This window comes from Streptomyces sp. NPDC034103, assembly GCF_055575395.1.
The window spans coordinates 189761-206683 of sequence record NZ_JBVISS010000001.1 but is presented as its reverse complement, the minus strand read 5'-3'; the positions used below and the strand labels follow the sequence as shown (position 1 = coordinate 206683).

Here is a 16923-nt window from a genome sequence, read left to right as displayed (position 1 = left end):
CATTGGACGTAGACTTGGGCCATGCGCGAACCCTCCGAAGTCGGCCTGGCCGTCAAGCGTCTGCAGCACCGGCACCAACGCGCCGCCAACCGGGCGCTGGCGCCGCTCGGCCTGTCGCTGGTCCAGTGGGACACCCTGCGGCACCTGCACGCCAACCCCGACGCCTCGCTGCACGACCTGGCCGTGCTGACCTTCCAGACCGACCAGTCCTTCGGATCGCTGGCCGCCCGCATGGCCGAGCGCGGCCTGATCGAGCGGGTACCGGGCCGCGGGCGCGCCGTCCGCCACCGGCTCACCGAGGAGGGCGCACGGCTGCTGGCCGAGGGTCAGACCGCGCTCGACGCCATCACAGCGAGCTCGTTCAGCGCCCTCACCCCCGACCAGCTCGAGCAGCTCGGCGCCCTCCTCGACATCGCCCTCGGCCCGAACCCCACCGCCTGACCCCCCACCACCCGGCGTGCTGCCCCCTGACGAAGTTGGTCCGTGTTCAGTCGGACTTTTGGCTCTCCGCGGCGGCGAACAGTGCGATCGACAGCGCGAGCAGCGTGATGCTCGCATAGAGCTCGTAGCCGTCCAGGAAGCCGATCTTCTGGACGAGCCCCCAGTGCAGGTCGGTGAACTCGTGCAGCAGACCGGCGACGCCCTGCACCAGGGCGATAAAGCCGAACAGTTCCAGCAGTTGCTTCATGGCAACACGCTCGCCGGGTGATCCCCCCACGCACATCGGCCGCGGGGCGCGGCGTGTGCGACGGAAGTTTCCGGCCCGGTCCGGCCGAGCGCGCCGAAAGTAGCCGCTGCGCCGACTTTGGTCGCGGATCGCCGCCGTACGCGGCTGACGCGGGCCGTCCGTGCGTAGATTTGTCGACCGTGAGAGGTGAGAAGGCGGCATCGGTGCCCCGGGCGTTCACCGGGCGGCGCTGGCTGCTGCCCTCGGCCGTCCTGAAGGAACTCGACCCGGACGGTGAGCGTCCCGGACGCCGGCCCCGGCGCACCGCGCGCGACTGGCTCGTCGACTTCAGCTGCTTCCTGGTGGCGGTGGGGCTCGGCCTGGTCGGCGCGGACGCGGTGACGAACAACCCGCATGTCTCGGACAACGTCGCCCACCTCGACCAGCTGATCGGCGCGGTCGCCTGCGGCGCGGTGTGGCTGCGCCGCCGCTGGCCGTTCGGGCTGGCCGTCGCGACCCTCCCGGTCGGGATCATCTCCGACACGGCGGGCGGCGCCTGCATGATCGCCCTGTTCACCCTCGCCGTGCACCGGCCCTTCCGGTACGTGGCCTGGGTGGGCGGCGTCAACCTCGTGCTCATCCCGTTCTACTTCTGGATGCGCCCCGATCCTGACCTGCCGTACCTGGCCACGGTCATCATCTTCGTGCTGCTGACCGTGGTCGTGATCGCCTGCGGCATGGTCGTCCGCTCCAAGCGGCAACTGATGGTGAGCTTCCAGGACCGTGCCCGGCGCGCCGAGACGGAGGCCCGGCTGCGGGCCGAGCAGGCCCAGCAGCTCGCCCGTGAGGCCATCGCGCGCGAGATGCACGACGTCCTCGCCCACCGCCTGACCCTGCTCAGCGTGCACGCGGGCGCGCTGGAGTTCCGGCCCGACGCGCCCCCGGCGGAGATCACCCGCGCGGCCGGCGTCATCCGTGAGAGCGCGCACGAGGCGCTCCAGGACCTGCGCGAGATCATCGGCGTCCTGCGGGCCGGCGAACACGACGACACCGGCCGCCCGCAGCCGACCCTCGCCGCGCTGGACGCGCTGGTCGCCGAGTCCCGCGAGGCGGGCATGAAGGTCGTCCTCGACATCCGCGTCACCGACGCCGCCGCCGTCCCCGCCTCCGTCGGCCGCACCGCCTACCGCATCGCCCAGGAGGGCCTGACCAACGCCCGTAAACACGCCCCCGGCGCGGAGGTCACCGTCTCCGTCCAGGGAGCCCCCGGCGACGGGCTGAGCGTGACGGTCCGCAACCCGCCACCCGAGGGCGAGGTGACCCCCGTACCGGGCTCCGGACAGGGGCTCATCGGACTGGCCGAGCGGGCGACGCTGGCCGGCGGGCGACTGGAGCATGTGCCGGAGGGGGATGGGGGGTTCGAGGTCCGGGCTTGGTTGCCGTGGGGCTGAGCGGGCGCCCCGCGCGAAGGCCGGTGGTTGAACCGCCGATGGTCGGCCCCCGGGCCCGCCTCCGTTCCGCGCCGGTCCCGACCCGACTCCGCCCCGGTCTCGACCGAGTGACGACCCGTCAGCGCGACCTCCGCCGTCCCGCGGCTCGTTAGCGTGGGTGTCGTACCGCACTTGTGGTCGGCACTTGTGGCCGCCGTGGCGCGCGCACGATCATGGGGGTCATGGCCCCTGGTGCTGCGGAGTTCGACGTCGCGTCGGTCCTCAGGGAGGTGAAGTTGGTCCGGGTGGAGGGCCTGGTCCGCATTCGTGACCTCGACCTCCCGTCGTTGCGGCGGGCGGCCGCCCCGCACTCCGGCGCGGTCACGGACGCCTGGCCCGTCGAGGTGGAGAACCTGCTGCGGGCCGCGGTGACCCGGCTCGGCGGTGGCCCGTTGCAGGTGGCGGCCGAGTTCACGCTCGGTCTGGCACCGGGACTGCGCGACCGCCCCGCGGCGGACCGGCGCAGGCTTGCCGCACGGGCGTACAGCGTCAGCGTCGAACGGTTCCGCAAGAGCCAGGAGGAGATGGTCCTCGGCCAGGTCGCCGAGCAGGTCTGCTGGCTCGCCGGCACCGGCGTGCGAGGCCTCCCCGGACCCGGACCCGCCCTGCTCGCACCGCACTTGCAGCATCGCGCCCTGCGTGTCGGAGCGGTCGGTGTGACGCTGCACGTCCACCCCGTCGAACTCGTCCGGAACGTGGACGTGATCGTCTCGCCGGCCAACACCCACCTCGCCCTGCCGGAGATGTTCAAGGCCTCCGTGCCGGCCGCGCTGCGTCGCGCCGGTGCCGTGCGGGACGCGCGGGGCGACGTGACCGGGGACCCGGTGCACGAGGAACTGGCGCGCTGGCGACGGGAGAACGGCGTCTCGGGGCGCCCCGTGCTCGCCGGGACGGTCGCGCCGACCGGGCCGGGTGCCCTCGCGGCGCGCGGGGTTCGCCGTATCTATCACGCGGCCGTCACCGTGCCCCGGCCCGGGACCAACGACTACGACGTCACCCCGCAGGACGTCGCCGCGGCCGCGGCCCGCGCACTGGCGCTGATGGACGAGGAACGCGCCGCCTTCGTACCGCCGTTGCGCTCGATCTGCTTCCCCCTGCTGGGCGCGGGGCGCGGCGGACTGCCCGCGCAGACCAGCGTGAGCGCCCTGTGGTCCGCGCTGGCCGCCGACCCCGCCGCCGACCGCTCGCTGCATCTCCTCGTCCGCAGACCCCTGCTCGCCGACCTGGTCGCGGATGTGCTCGGGGTCGCACAACAGCCGCTCCACGCACCGGATTCGACAGGAGAGAACACATGCGGATGAAGCCCTTACCGGCGCCGGTCGAACCCCCGACGGCTCACCGACCTCTATGCGTGACGGCGGCCCGCCAGCCCCTCCGTGTGACGAGGGCCCGTCAGCCCGCGCGCATGCCGGTGCCGGGACGGTTCTCCCGCGTGTCAGCGCCCGGCAACCCCTCCCCCCTGCCCGCAAGGGAGGCCGGAGCCGCGTGAATCCCTTTCTGGTGCTCGCCGGGTTCGCCGCGGACTACGGTCGGCTGTCGCGGATGCTCGATCCACGTGCTCGCCGGGCCCTCGGGGACCGGCTCGCCGAACTGCGGGCCGCCGGGGCCGATCAGGAGCCCGTCGCCGAGCGGGCGGCCCGGACCCTGCTCGACGCCCTGCCCGCCCCGGAGGCGGCGCGGCTGCGTCAGGACGGTGACCCGGGACGGTTCGCGGGGGATGCGCCCGCCGCCGTGCAGGTCGAGGGGTTCGCCGCCGGTGACCTGTGCCTGCTCGTGCTCGACCGGAACCCTATGGTCGGCCCCCTCCTCGGCCCCGTACGCGAACGCCTGCTCGCGCAGCCCATGTCGGACTGGTGGCCGGAGGCGGACCCGCGGCTGATCGTGCTGTCCGGCGAGGACGGCGTCGGACGCCTCCCGCGCTTTCAGTTCGAGGCCGGGACCATGCCGTGGCGGATCGTGCCGGAGGTCAACACGGTGGTGTGCGCCGACACCGACCCCTGGGGCGCGGCCGACTGGTGGCTGTCGCGCACGACGTGGTGGGACGGCACCCCGGCCGACCTCCTGGGCCGCGGCCGGGACGCCGAACTGCTGGGTGCCGCCGAGGCGTTGGCGGCCGCCGACGGGACGGGGGAGTAGCCGATGGGCAAGTACCCGCCTCCCGAGAAGCTGCCCGGCGAACCCACCCGCGCCGTCCTGCGCGCCGGTACGCCCGTCTACCGGGTGCACTCCACCCACCGCGCGCCGACGGCGTACAACACCCGTCCCTCGCACCCCTTCTACTACGGCGGCCGGTTCGACAGCACCCCGTACGACCCCTACGGCTACCTCTACGTCGGCTTCGGCGTCGGCGCGGCCGTGAGTGAAGTGCTGCTCCGTTCACTGCCCTTCGACGGTGACGGCGGGCCCCGGCTGCTGCCGCGGGTCGCGTTCGAGCGGCGCAGTCTGTCGTTCCTGCGGCTGGCCGTCGACGTCGAGGTCGTGTCGCTGATGTCCGGCGCGGACCTCGCGGCGGTGGCCCAGGACACCTGGCTGGTGCACACCGAGGGCGCCGACTACCCGCAGACCCGCGACTGGGGTCACTGGATACGCCGCCGTACCGAACCCTGGGCGCAGGGCTTCGTCTGGCCGTCGAAACGCGAGCCCGCCGAGCGGGTCGCCGTCCTGTTCGAGGACCGGACCGGGGGGCCGGTCCTCGAAGAGACGGGCGCCCCCTCCGTCGACTTCGGGACCGAGGAGGGCGAGCGCTGGCTTGCCGGCGCCCTCGCGCCGTACAGGACACAGGCCGCGCCCCGGCGGCCGGAACGGACGATCTGACGTGCCGCAGCGGACCTACGACCTGCAAGCCCTGCTCTACGAGGTGCAGTCGGCCGCGAGCCAGGGGATGAACGAGGCCCAGGACATGGCCCGGATCACCGCTCTGGTCCTCGGCCACCTGGGCTGTGCCACGGGACGCGAGGCGTACGACCTGCTGTACGAGGACTGGCGTGAGCTGCCCCGGGGCACCCTGATGTCCGGTCTGCGGGCGGGGCAGATCATCAGCATCCTGCCGCATCTGATGTTCGACCAGCCGGTCGGGGATCCGCGACGGCGGCAGGAACTCCTCGGCGAGGCACGGCAGTACGGGCCGCAGGACCAGGGGTGGCAGGCCGGCATCCTGGGCGTGAGCGGGATCCAGGCACTCCAACAGCTCGGTGACCCCGCCGAGATGGAGGCGGCGCTCGCCCGGCTGGAGGAGGCCCGCGCCATGCTGCCGCCCGGCAGCCCCCAGCGGGACGCGATCGAGCTGTCGCACGCCGGGGTGCGGATCCATCTGGCCCAACTCGGCGGCGGCGAGGACGACTTCGACTCCGCAGTCGAGGACCTGGCCCGGCTCGCCGACTCCCCGGCGTTCGACGAGCAGCAGCGTCTGGCGATGGCCGTACAACTGGCCTCGTACCGCTCCCATCAGGCCACCCGGCGCGAGGACGAGGTGGAACTCGCGCTGCGTATCCGGGAGATGGAGTCGGCCCTGGCGCGGATGTCCCCCGACCAGATGGACCGCCCCAACCTGGAGGCCTACCTCGACGTCGCCCGCAGCAACCTGACGATCCTCGTCGCGCGCCGCACGGGCGGCGACCTGACGGCGGAGGACTTTCCGGACGCCGTGCCGCTGGACGAGGTGCGACGCCAGATCGACCTGGTCCCGCGCAACGCGCGAGCCGACCGGCTCGGCGACGTGGGACTCACGCGCGTGGCACGGGCCCTGTTCGCCGGTGACCACCGGGGCACCCTCGAGGCGCTCGGACTCATCGAGGAGGCCATGGAGCTGCTGGAGCCCGACGACGAACGGTGGCTCCGCAACGCCGGCACGCTCGGCATGGCCCACTGCATGATCGCCGTCAACGGCGTCGCCCCGCGCGCCGACTGCCCCCACCACCTGGACCAGGGCATCTCCTGGCTGCGGCACACCCTCCGGCTCTCCGGCGGCCCCGAGCACCCGACCTGGGGGAACAGCGGCATGGCCCTCGCCATGGCGTACCGCTTCCGCGGCGACCTGCTGCACCCGCGCGACCGGCACGCCAAGCGCCGTAACCACGAGGAGTCCCGGCGCGTCGGCCTCGACGCCCTGCGCGCGGGCGCCTGGCAGGTCCTGCTTCAGTCCGGTACCGCCCATGCCGCCGAGACGGCTCGCCGGGCGGGCGAGAACGCGCTCGACGTCGCTCGGTGGTGCATCGCCGACGGCGCCCACGCCGACGCTGTCCGCGCCCTGGACGCCGGACGCGGACTCGCCCTGCACGCGGCGACCGTGGCGAGCGGCGTGCCCGACCTGCTGGCCGCCGCGGGCCATGCGGAACTGGCGGACGAATGGCGGCGGGCCGGCACCGCGGTGGCACCCCAGCCGCCGACCGGACTGACGCTCACCGGTCAGATCCCGGTCTCCGGCCCGTCGAGCCGACTGCGCCGCCGCGTCCTGGAGGTGCTCTCCGCGTCCCCGCTGCGACAGCGCCTCCTGGACGCCCCGAGCCCCGAGGAGATCGGCGCGGCGCTGCGCACCATGGGCGCGACGGCCCTCGTCTACCTCGTCCCCGGCAGTACGGACGAGCCGAGCCTGACGGACAAGGTCGTCTTCGGCCGGCGCGCCGACGAGGGCCAGGCGCTCATCGTCACGGCCGACGGCCGGACCCGCGCGCTGCCCCTGCCGCGCCTCCTAGTCGAGGCCCCCGAACTGGCCGCGTACCGCGCCACCGGCACCCCCGGCCGGGATGCCGGCGGCCCGCCCACCGACCCCGGCCCCACCCCGCCGCCGCGCGCCGACGTCAGCCGCGCGGCGCTTGAACGGCTGTGCGAATGGGCCGGTACGGCGGTGATGCAGCCGCTGCTCCAGCACCTCCCGCGCGGCTACGGCCGGGTGCCCTCCGTCGTCCTGGTGCCCATGGCCGAACTCGGTGCCGTGCCCTGGCACGCGGCCCGGCTGCCCGGCCGGGGTCTTCGCCACGCCTGTCAGGAGGCGGACGTCTCCTATCTGCCCTCCGCCCGGCTGCTCTGCGAGGTCGCCGCCCGGCCCGTCACCACGACCCGGCAGGCCCTCGTCGTCGGCAACCCCACCCGCGACCTGCATCACGCGGGCGAGGAGGCCGAGGCCATCCACCGCGCCTTCCACCCGCACGGCGACCTCCTCGGCCCCGGCACCGCCACCCCCGCCGCCGTCACCGACTGGCTGCGCCGACAGCACGGCGGTGTGCTGCACCTGGCCTGCCACGGAGTGGTGCGCCAGGGTGAGCGGCACAGTGCCTATCTCGCGCTGTCCGGGGGGCAGTTGGCGGCCGAGGAGCTGACCGAGGGCTCCGGCCGCTTCCCGGACCTGGAGCTGGTCGTCCTCGCCGCCTGCCGCACCAATGTGTCGGGACGCGGCTACGACGAGGCGTACAGCCTGTCCACGGCGTTCCTGGTGGCGGGCGCCCGCTCGGTGATCGGTTCCCTGTGGCCGGTGCCCGACGAGGCGACGTCGCTGCTGATGTACATGACCCACCACTTCATCAGCCACGACGGCCTGCGACCCGGACCCGCCCTGCGCAGCGCGCAGTTGTGGATGCTGGACGACCGCCGGCAGCCGCCGCCCGGCATGCCGTCCCACCTGCGGGCCCGCGTGCACCGCATCAGCGGTGCCGACCTGACCGCCTGGGCGGGCTTCACCCACCTGGGCCGGTGAGCCGTCAGGTGACCTCCGTCCGCAGCACGACCTGCGCCGTCCCCCAGCGGCCCACGTCGTGCGGCGGACCGCCCGCGTCCCGCGCGTACGTCGGCATGGCGAGCCGCAGGAGCCCGCCGCCGGCTGCCGCCTCCTTGTCCCGAGGCCCCTCGACCGAGGTGTCCGGGGGCCAGGCGGGCAGCCGGAACGGGGCGAGGTTCAACTCGTCCTCGGTCACGATCAGCTTCAGCCAGTCCCGCGCGAAGGCACCCCGCACCAGCGGCCGTCCCGGCGGCAGCCGTAGCCACACCGGCTCCCCGCGCCGTGCCGGCCCCGCCTTGCCGGGCGCGACGAAGTCCCCTTCGTAGAGATGCGGGGAGCATGCGTAACGGTCGGTCAGATCCAGCAGCACACACCACAGTTGGCGGTCCGAGGTGTTGTGGACGCGGATCCTCACCCGGGGCTCCCGGCCGTCCAGGGTGTAGCCGCAGACGATCTCGCCGTCCGCGGAGTACGTCACCCGGCCCACCGAAGTCCCCTCGACGGTGACCCGGACGAGGGACGACAGCCAGGGATCGGGATTGCGCAGGTCCACGATGTGATGCCAACGGGTGAGATGCTCGAGGCAGTCGGCGACCCGGGCCGCGTCCGCGGGGGACCGCAGCGGCAGGTCGGGCACCGGGTGCCCGGCCCCGCCCGACACCCGCGCCCATCCGCCCGCGGCGTCGACCCGCAGCGGCAGCCCGCCCCCGCCGTGGGCGAGCTGCGGTACGTGCGCCATGGCCGCCGAGAGCAGGTGCACCGCGCCGGGATCACCGGCGAGTGTCACGGCGGCGGGAGTGAACGCCAACGCCGTCGGCGTCACGGGATGGGCCAAGTGACGTTCCTGGGAATCGGGTTGCCATCCGTCCGGCTCCACCAGGCTGGACTCGGGCTGTACCTGGCGTACGACGACCCGCCGTGACGCGGGGCCGCCGAGCAGGGCGAACTCCGCGCCCGCCGCCCTCAGCCCGTGCGCCTGACCGCAGTTGACCTCCCAACCGCACTCCGTGTGCCGGAGCAGGAAGGGTCCGGTCTCCACCGGGGCGCCGGACAGGACGGCACCGTTCTCCGGGCCGCGCAGCTCGGGATGCTGCACCGCGCTCAGCGTGCGCACCCGTTCCTCGGCGAGCGCGTGCACCGCGCCGTAGGCGGCCGTGGGGCCCAGCCGGTCCAGCGCGCCCAGCAACGCGTGGCTGAAGTAGCCGCGGACCCGGCCGTCGACGAGGTTCTCGTGCGCGCGCTCGTACGGACGGCAGGCGGCCAGCAGGACGTGCCGATCAGCCTCCGGGCCCGCGCCGCCCCCTTCACGGACGCTGGTCGGGACCCCCCACCAGGGCCGCCAGTCCACCCCGCGGGCCCTCGCCCCGGTCGGCGCCGCGAAGACGGAGTCACGGGTCGCGCCGCCCGCGTGGCAGCAGTCGAGCACCGCGACGACATGGGTGCCGCGCGCCGCGATGTCGTCGAGCAGCGCGCCGAGTTCGGTGTCCTGGAGCAGCGGCTGCCCGGCCGGCCCCAGACTGTCCTGGCACACCAGCGCCTGGGCCCAGCCGGTCGCCTCGCGCGGATCGTCCGTGCGGTACGCGCTGCCGTGCCCGCTGAACCAGAACAGGGCGGTGTCGTCCGGGCCGCTCCGCCCCAGATGCCGCCGGATGCCGTCCAGCACGGCCGCCCGGGAGGCCTGTCGGTCGTGCAGGGTCCGGACGACGGGCGCGAAGGTGCCGCCCTGCCGCCGCAGCCAACTCTCGGCGTCACGGGCGTCGTTGACGCAGCCGCGCAGCCGGCTGCCCTCGGGGTAGTCGTCGATGCCCACGAACAGGGCGTACACGGTGCGCATGCGGCGATCCTGCCAGCAACGGCGGGGCGCGGACAGGGCGTTTCCGGGGCGCGGACCGGTCACCGTCGCATATCCCCATGACCTGGCGGCGTGAAGGGAGTTGACTTGAGTGAACCTATCGGCTGGCCTTGTCCGGCCACCGCACCGCGAGCACCGGAAGGACAGCAGCGTGAGCTTCGGGGGACCCGACAACCCGTACCAGCCGCCCTGGCCACCGCCGCCGAACGGCGGCCCCTACGGCCCACCATCGAACGGCGGTCCCTACGGCCCTCCGCCGAACCCAGGGCCCTACGTTCCGCCCCAGCCGTACCCCTACCCCCCGCACCCTTACCCCCCGCACCCCTATCCGTACGTCCCGCAGCCGCAGCCCTACAGGTCGCCGTTCGCGATGCTCCAGAACCTGCGCGGCGCCGAATGGCCGCCGCTGCGGGTGCTGTTGCGCGGCGGGCGGCCCGGGATCCACGGCTGCGTCTGGGCCGTGCTCCTGGCCCCGTGCCTGTGGTTCGTCACCGTGCCCCTGATGGCGGGCTATGTGTTCGCCCGCTCGGCCCGCAGCCGGGCGCACCGCCTCTTCCCGCCGCGCGGGCACCGCTACGAGGACGCCCAGGTGAGGCGCCTGCAGAAGGCACGAGCCCTGGCCGCCGCCGTCATGTCCCTGCTCCTGCTGGCCGCCTACGGCAGGCCGGAGGACTACGACCAGGCGCAGCAGCAGTACATGATGCGGCTCGCGGTCACCCCGCCGCTGCTGCTCCTGAGCGCGCCCGTGGTCATCGCCGTCCTGTACCGCTGGGCGGCGCCGCACCTGCGGCCGCACATCGGGCAACGGGTGCGTGCCGCCGGGAAGGCGGCCCTCTGGTACGTCGGCGCCGTGACGGCGATCCCGCTGGTGATGGTCGGTGTGGTGATGCTGCAACGGAGGTCGATGGCTGATCCGGGCGTCCCCTGGCCCGCCGTCACCCTGCTGGTGCCGCTGTTCTGGCTGCTGGCCTTCGTGGTCTTCGCCACCGGCCCCGCCGTGCGCAGCGGTTTCAACTCCGCCGACATCCACGCGGCGTTGCCGGCCCTGCTCACCGGCGTCCTGGTGTGGGAGTTCGCGCTCATCAGCCTGGCCGCGGGCGGACTGCCGCCCGGCCCGCCGCTTCTCGCGCTCCTCGCGTTCCTCGGTGGCCCCGCCTCGGTGTCGGCGGTGGCCTGGTGGGAGATCTGCCGGCTGCGCACCCGGTACGGCGTCCAACTGCGTGGCTGACGCCGTGCGGTAGGGCCCCGAAAGCGTGATTACGTAGGGCCCATGACCGCGATCAGACTGCTCCTCGTCGACGACGACCCCCTGGTGCGGGCCGGCCTGTCCCTGATGATCGGCGGTGCCGACGGCATCGAGATCGTCGGGGAGGCCGCCGACGGCAAGGACGTCGAGGCGCTCGTCGACCGCACCCGCCCGGACGTCGTCCTCATGGACATCCGGATGCCGTCCGTGGACGGCCTGACCGCCACCGAGCGGCTGCGCGCGCGGCCGGACGCCCCGCAGGTGGTGGTCCTGACGACCTTCCACGCCGACGACCAGGTCCTGCGCGCCCTGCGCGCGGGCGCCGCCGGGTTCGTCCTCAAGGACACCCCGCCCGCGGAGATCGTCGACGCGGTGCGCCGGGTCGCGGCGGGCGACCCCGTCCTGTCGCCGACCGTCACCCGCCAGTTGATGGCACACGCGGCCGGGACCGCCGCCGACACCCGCCGGGCACGCGCGCGTGAGCGCGTCGCCGCCCTCAACGACCGCGAGCGTGAGGTGGCCGTCGCCGTCGGCCGGGGCCGGTCCAACGCGGAGATCGCCGCGGAGCTCTTCATGAGCGTGGCCACCGTCAAGACCCACGTCTCACGCATCCTGGCCAAGCTCGACCTCAACAACCGGGTGCAGGTCGCCCTGCTCGCGTACGACGCCGGACTGCTGGAAGAATCCGGGGAACCCGAAGGTGGCGGGCACTAGCGGGGTGTGCCGCGCGTTGTCGGTGCGAGGGGGGAAGGGGACTCCATGACAGACGTGGTCGATCTCGGGGAGTACGGCGACGCGTTCCGCACGGACCCGCATCCGGTGTACGCGCGCCTGCGTGAGCGCGGCCCGGTGCACCGGATCCGGCCACCGGGTTCCGAACCGGGCTACTGGGCCTGGCTGGTCGTCGGGCACGAGGAGGCGCGGGCGGCGCTCGCCGACCCCCGGCTGTCCAAGGACGGCCGCCGGATCGGGGTGACGTTCCACGAGGAGGAGTTGATCGGCCGTAATCTGCTGGGTGCGGACCCGCCCGAGCACACCCGGCTGCGCGCTCTGGTCTCCCGCGCCTTCACGATGCGCCGCGTGGAGCGGCTGCGGCCCAGGGTCCAGGAGATCACCGACGACCTCCTCGACGCGATGCTGCCGTACGGCCGCGCGGACCTGGTGCAGTCCCTCGCGTACCCGCTGCCGATCACGGTGATCTGCGAACTCCTCGGCGTGCCCGAGCTGGACCGCACCGAGTTCCGCAAGGTGTCGACGGAGGTGGTCGCGCCGACCAGTGCCGAGAGCGCCTACGACGCCGTCGTCCGGCTGGACGAGTACCTCAGCGAGCTGATCGAGGACAAGCGCCGCGCGGGCCCGGGCGACGACCTGCTGAGCGACCTCCTCCGCACCACCGCCGAGGACGGCGACCGCCTCTCCGCGCGGGAGCTCGGCGGCATGGCCTTCCTGTTGCTGATCGCCGGCCATGAGACGACGGTCAACCTCATCACCAACGCCGTCCACGCCCTGCTCACCCACCCCGACCAACTCGCCCTTCTGCGCGCCGACATGAGCCTGGTCGACGGCGCGGTCGAGGAGACCCTGCGCTACGAGGGGCCGGTGGAGAACGCGACGTTCCGCTACGCCGCCGAGCCCCTGGAGATCGCGGGCACCGCCGTCGCCGAGGGCGACCACGTGATGATCGGCCTGACCGCCGCGGACCGCGACGCCACCCGCTACCCGGCCCCGCACGACTTCGACATCCGCCGCGACCCCCGGGGCCACCTCGCCTTCGGCCACGGCATCCACTACTGCCTGGGCGCCCCGCTGGCCCGCCTGGAGGCCGGCACGGCCCTGCGCACCCTGCTGGACCGGGCCCCGCACCTCGCCCTCGACGGCCCACCGGGGGAGTGGCTGCCGGGGATGCTGATCCGGGGGCTGCGGAGTCTGCCGGTGCGGTGGTAGATGCGGGCGCTCACGGGGCCGTGGGCTTGCCGCGGCGGGCCTCTCGTCAGCCCGGAAGTTCCGCCAGCCGCACGGGCCGGCGTTCCCGTCGCGACACCTCGCACGCCTCGGAGATCCGCAGGGCCTGCAAGGCCTCGCGCCCGTCGCACGGGTTGGCGCGCTCGCCCCGGACCACCTCGACGAACGCGTTCAGCTCGGCCTCGTAGGCAGGCCCGAAGCGCTCCAGGAACCCCGCCCACGGCTTGGACGCGGCGGGCGGTCCCGTCGGCTCGGTGGACGCGATGGGCGTCCGGTCGTCCAGCCCGACGACGATCTGGTCCAGCTCCCCGGCCAGCTCCATCCGTACGTCGTACCCGGCGCCGTTCAACCGTGTCGCCGTCGCCGTCGCGAGGGTGCCGTCGTCGAGGGTGAGGACCGCCGCGGCCGTGTCGACGTCGCCCGCGGCCCGGAACATCGGCGGCCCGGCGTCGGACCCGGCCGCGTACACGTCGACCACCTCGCGCCCGGTCACCCAGCGCAGCGCGTCGAAGTCGTGGATCAGCGTGTCCCGGTACAGCCCGCCCGACAGCGGCAGCCACGCGGCGGGCGGCGGCGCCTGGTCCGAGGTCAGCGCCCGTACGGTGTGCAGCCGGCCGAGCCGTCCCGCCCGCACCGCGTCCCGGGCGCCCGCGTACCCGGCGTCGAAGCGGCGCTGGAACCCCATCTGAAGGACGGTTCCGGCCGACTCGACCTCGCCGATCGCCTGGAGCGTGCCCGGCAGGTCCAGGGCGATCGGCTTCTCGCAGAACACCGGCAGCCCCGACCGCGCGGCCCGGCCGATCAGCTCGGCGTGTGCCGAGGTGGCCGTCGTGATCACCATGGCGTCCACGCCCCACCGGAAGATCTCGTCCACGCCCGGCGCCGCGGTCTCGCCCAGCCGGTTCGCCAGCTCCTGGGCCCGTGAGCCGTCCGCGTCCGTGAGGATCAGTGAGCCGACGTCACGATGGCGACTGAGGGTGTTCGCGTGAATCGTGCCGATCCGACCGGTACCGATGATCCCGATGCGCATGTGACCAAAATGTGGCCGGGAACCCACCCCTGTCAATGCGTATGTCCGGACAATCTGACTACAGAACTTCCCGTCAACACCGCGCGGAGCTACGCTCGGGCCCGTGCCGAAACCAGATGGGGACCCGACCGTGTCGCTCGAACTGAGTGTGGACCGCAGCAGCCCGGTGCCGTTGTACTTCCAGCTGTCCCAGCAGTTGGAGGCCGCGATCGAGCACGGAACGCTGACACCCGGCAGCCTGCTGGGCAACGAGATCGAGCTGGCCGCCCGCCTCGGCCTGTCCCGGCCCACCGTCCGCCAGGCCATCCAGTCGCTCGTCGACAAAGGCCTGCTGGTACGCCGCCGCGGCGTCGGCACGCAGGTCGTGCACAGCCAGGTCAAGCGCCCGCTGGAGCTCAGCAGTCTCTACGACGACCTGGAGGCGGCCGGTCAACGCCCGGCCACCAAGGTGATCGTCAACACCGTCGTCCCGGCCTCCGCCGAGGTCGCCGCGGCACTCGCCGTCACCGAGGGCGGCGACGTGTACCGCGTCGAGCGGCTGCGTCTCGCACACGGCGAGCCGATGGCGTACCTGTGCAACTACCTCCCGCCCGACCTGCTCGACCTGGACACCGGTCAGCTGGAGGCCACCGGCCTGTACCGGATGATGCGGTCCGCCGGGATCACCCTGCACAGCGCCCGCCAGTCGATCGGCGCCCGCGGCGCCACCGCCGCCGAGGCCGAGCGGCTCGCCGAGGAGGAGGGGGCCCCGCTGCTCACCATGCAGCGCGTCACCTTCGACGACACCGGCCGCGCGGTCGAGTTCGGCACCCACACCTACCGTCCCACCCGCTACTCCTTCGAGTTCCAGCTGCTCGTGCGGCCCTGAGCGGTCGGCCTGGGACGCCGAGTCGGTCCCCATGTCCGGACAATGGGACGCCTGCGTGCCCTCGGGGAGAACGGGCGGGGGCCCACGGCGACGGCAAGGATGACCCCAGAGGCTCACCCAGGGGTGCTCCGCGGATGCTTCATGGGTGCTCCACGCGTGAGACAAGCCACAAACCGGCCGCTCCCGGCGACGATCGCGCGGCCCCGGCGATCCCCCTGCACAGCACCCATACCCCTGGTGCGGCAGAATCGGGCGGTGATGAGCACCTACGGCACCTTCACCGCCCCCATCGGCTCCCGCCGCGCCCCGGTCCTGCGCACCGTCGGCACCAGGGAGCGCCGCTCGCACCTGACCGCACCGCGCGTGCCGACCGTCGGCATCGACATCGGCGGCACCAAGGTGATGGCGGGCGTCGTCGACGCCGACGGCAACATCCTGGAGAAGCTCCGCGCCGAGACCCCGGACAAGTCCAAGAGCCCCAAGGTCGTCGAGGACACCATCTGCGAGCTGGTCCTGGACCTCTCCGACCGGCACGACGTGCACGCGGTGGGCATCGGCGCGGCCGGCTGGGTCGACGCCGACCGCAACCGCATCCTGTTCGCCCCCCACCTGTCCTGGCGCAACGAGCCGCTGCGCGACCGCCTCGCGGGACGCCTCGCCGTGCCCGTCCTGGTCGACAACGACGCCAACGCCGCGGCCTGGGCCGAGTGGCGCTTCGGCGCCGGCCGCGACGAGGACCACCTGGTCATGATCACGCTCGGCACCGGTATCGGCGGCGCCATCCTGGAGGACGGCCAGGTCAAGCGCGGCAAGTTCGGCGTCGCCGGCGAGTTCGGCCATATGCAGGTCGTCCCCGGCGGCCACCGCTGCCCGTGCGGCAACCGCGGCTGCTGGGAGCAGTACAGCTCCGGCAACGCACTGGTCCGGGAGGCCAAGGAGCTGGCCGCGGCCGACTCCCCGGTGGCGTACGGGATCATCGAGCACGTCAAGGGGCAGATCGGCGACATCACCGGCCCGATGATCACCGAACTGGCCCGCGAGGGCGACGCCATGTGCATCGAGCTGCTCCAGGACATCGGGCAGTGGCTCGGCGTCGGCATCGCCAACCTCGCGGCCGCCCTCGACCCGTCCTGCTTCGTCATCGGCGGCGGTGTGTCGGCCGCCGACGACCTGCTGATCGGCCCCGCGCGGGACGCCTTCAAGCGCCAGCTCACCGGCCGCGGCTACCGTCCCGAGGCCCGGATCGCCCGTGCCCAGCTCGGCCCCGAGGCCGGCATGGTCGGCGCCGCCGACCTCGCCCGGCTGGTCGCCCGCCGCTTCCGGCGCGCCAACCGGCGGCGCGTCGAGCGGTACGAGCGCTACGCCAAGTACACGGAGTCCCGCCGTACGACCCAGGGGCAGCCGTGAGCCCGTCCATGACGCCCTCGGTACCCCGCCAGGGCGACGCCCCCGACGAGCCGTCCAGGCCGCCGGCCGAGGACCGCCGCCACCGCAACCGGCGCCGTGCGCTCACCCTGCTCATCATCGGCCTGCTCATCGGCGTCCCGGCCGGCTACCTGGTGATCTCCGCCAACCAGAGCCGCAGCAGCGGCAAGGACAAGGAGGCCAAGTACTCCGCGACCGGCCTCAGCGCGGGCTGGCCCTCGAAGGTCCAGCGCCGCCTCTACCAGGTGCCGGTCCCGCACCCCGCGGACCGGATCGCCTACTACGAGACCAACAACTGGAAGACCAGCCGCCTCTACGTGCAGTTCCGCACCTCCGACGCGGGCCTCGACACCTTCCTCGCCGGCGTCGGCGTCAACCGCGACGCCCTGAAGACCGGCGACATCACCATCGGCGCCCGCGACCAGAAGATCACCGGCTGGAACTTCACCGGCCCCGGCCCCTGGTCCGGCCTCGTGCACAAGCAGAAGAACCCGGCCCCCACCCAGGACATCGTGGTCAACACCGCGGACCCGGCGGGCCCGATGGTGTACGTGGTCTCCCGTACGGTCCCGTAGAGCATGGCCCCGTGCGGCACCGGCCCGCCCCGTCGCCGGAGCCGATTGTCAGACCCCGCCCGTAGAGTCGAAGACGTCTGATCCGACACGCGGGACGG

The 16923-nt window shown here is 73.6% G+C and carries 15 protein-coding genes; 12 read left to right on the top strand and 3 right to left on the bottom strand.

Annotated features, from left to right (window positions below):
- The first annotated feature begins 21 nt into the window (after nucleotides 1–21).
- Nucleotides 22–441, top strand: a complete 420-nt coding sequence (locus ACZ56U_RS00915) for a MarR family winged helix-turn-helix transcriptional regulator (RefSeq protein ID WP_469081876.1) — start codon at nucleotides 22–24, stop codon at nucleotides 439–441.
- A gap of 46 nt (nucleotides 442–487) precedes the next feature.
- Here the strand turns inward: ACZ56U_RS00915 and ACZ56U_RS00910 are convergent, their stop codons facing one another.
- Nucleotides 488–688, bottom strand: a complete 201-nt coding sequence (locus ACZ56U_RS00910; protein WP_469081875.1) for a hypothetical protein — start codon at nucleotides 686–688, stop codon at nucleotides 488–490.
- A 170-nt stretch (nucleotides 689–858) separates the two neighbouring features.
- Between ACZ56U_RS00910 and ACZ56U_RS00905 the strand changes: the two genes are divergently transcribed.
- The 5 genes from ACZ56U_RS00905 to ACZ56U_RS00885 all read left to right on the top strand — a co-directional run bounded on the left by ACZ56U_RS00905 (nucleotide 859) and on the right by ACZ56U_RS00885 (nucleotide 7846).
- Nucleotides 859–2118 carry a sensor histidine kinase gene (locus ACZ56U_RS00905; RefSeq protein WP_469081874.1) on the top strand — a complete coding sequence of 420 codons (1260 nt, stop codon included), beginning with the start codon at nucleotides 859–861 and terminating at the stop codon, nucleotides 2116–2118.
- Between the two features lie 221 nt (nucleotides 2119–2339).
- Entirely contained in the window at nucleotides 2340–3458 is a 1119-nt protein-coding gene (locus ACZ56U_RS00900; RefSeq protein ID WP_469081873.1) for a macro domain-containing protein, read from the top strand.
- 184 nt (nucleotides 3459–3642) lie between these two features.
- The gene (locus ACZ56U_RS00895; protein ID WP_469081872.1) at nucleotides 3643–4293 is read left to right on the top strand and encodes a hypothetical protein; all 651 of its coding nucleotides are present in this window, start codon (nucleotides 3643–3645) and stop codon (nucleotides 4291–4293) included.
- A gap of 3 nt (nucleotides 4294–4296) precedes the next feature.
- Nucleotides 4297–4971: an RES family NAD+ phosphorylase gene (locus tag ACZ56U_RS00890; RefSeq protein ID WP_469081871.1), complete on the top strand. Its 675-nt coding sequence runs from the start codon at nucleotides 4297–4299 to the stop codon at nucleotides 4969–4971.
- A 1-nt stretch (nucleotide 4972) separates the two neighbouring features.
- Complete coding sequence (locus ACZ56U_RS00885; protein WP_469081870.1) at nucleotides 4973–7846, top strand: CHAT domain-containing protein; 2874 nt, start codon at nucleotides 4973–4975, stop codon at nucleotides 7844–7846.
- Nucleotides 7847–7850: 4 nt separating this feature from the next.
- Here ACZ56U_RS00885 and ACZ56U_RS00880 read toward each other — a convergent pair whose 3' ends face one another.
- Entirely contained in the window at nucleotides 7851–9701 is a 1851-nt protein-coding gene (locus tag ACZ56U_RS00880; RefSeq protein ID WP_469081869.1) for a caspase family protein, read from the bottom strand.
- A gap of 388 nt (nucleotides 9702–10089) precedes the next feature.
- Here ACZ56U_RS00880 and ACZ56U_RS00875 point away from each other — a divergent pair, with 388 nt between their 5' ends.
- Genes ACZ56U_RS00875 through ACZ56U_RS00865 form a run of 3 tightly spaced genes read left to right on the top strand, consistent with a single transcriptional unit; the run spans nucleotide 10090 to nucleotide 12909 of the window.
- A complete protein-coding gene (locus tag ACZ56U_RS00875; RefSeq protein ID WP_469081868.1) occupies nucleotides 10090–10947 on the top strand; it encodes a hypothetical protein in 858 nt (285 codons plus the stop codon).
- 42 nt (nucleotides 10948–10989) lie between these two features.
- On the top strand, nucleotides 10990–11679 hold the full coding sequence (locus ACZ56U_RS00870; RefSeq protein WP_469081867.1) for a response regulator transcription factor: 690 nt from the start codon (nucleotides 10990–10992) through the stop codon (nucleotides 11677–11679).
- A gap of 45 nt (nucleotides 11680–11724) precedes the next feature.
- Nucleotides 11725–12909, top strand: a complete 1185-nt coding sequence (locus tag ACZ56U_RS00865; protein WP_469081866.1) for a cytochrome P450 family protein — start codon at nucleotides 11725–11727, stop codon at nucleotides 12907–12909.
- 46 nt (nucleotides 12910–12955) lie between these two features.
- On the opposite strand, the gene ACZ56U_RS00860 is transcribed toward ACZ56U_RS00865, so the two are convergent.
- Nucleotides 12956–13957 carry a Gfo/Idh/MocA family protein gene (locus ACZ56U_RS00860; RefSeq protein WP_469081865.1) on the bottom strand — a complete coding sequence of 334 codons (1002 nt, stop codon included), beginning with the start codon at nucleotides 13955–13957 and terminating at the stop codon, nucleotides 12956–12958.
- 130 nt (nucleotides 13958–14087) lie between these two features.
- On the opposite strand from ACZ56U_RS00860, the gene ACZ56U_RS00855 reads away from it, so the two are divergent.
- From ACZ56U_RS00855 to ACZ56U_RS00845, 3 genes are all read left to right on the top strand, one after another.
- The gene (locus ACZ56U_RS00855) at nucleotides 14088–14825 is read left to right on the top strand and encodes a GntR family transcriptional regulator (protein WP_469082269.1); all 738 of its coding nucleotides are present in this window, start codon (nucleotides 14088–14090) and stop codon (nucleotides 14823–14825) included.
- A 258-nt stretch (nucleotides 14826–15083) separates the two neighbouring features.
- Nucleotides 15084–16232: an ROK family glucokinase gene (locus ACZ56U_RS00850; RefSeq protein WP_391239085.1), complete on the top strand. Its 1149-nt coding sequence runs from the start codon at nucleotides 15084–15086 to the stop codon at nucleotides 16230–16232.
- An 8-nt stretch (nucleotides 16233–16240) separates the two neighbouring features.
- Nucleotides 16241–16825, top strand: coding sequence for a sugar kinase (locus tag ACZ56U_RS00845; RefSeq protein ID WP_469082268.1), 585 nt, complete (start codon nucleotides 16241–16243; stop codon nucleotides 16823–16825).
- The last annotated feature ends 98 nt before the right edge of the window (nucleotides 16826–16923 follow it).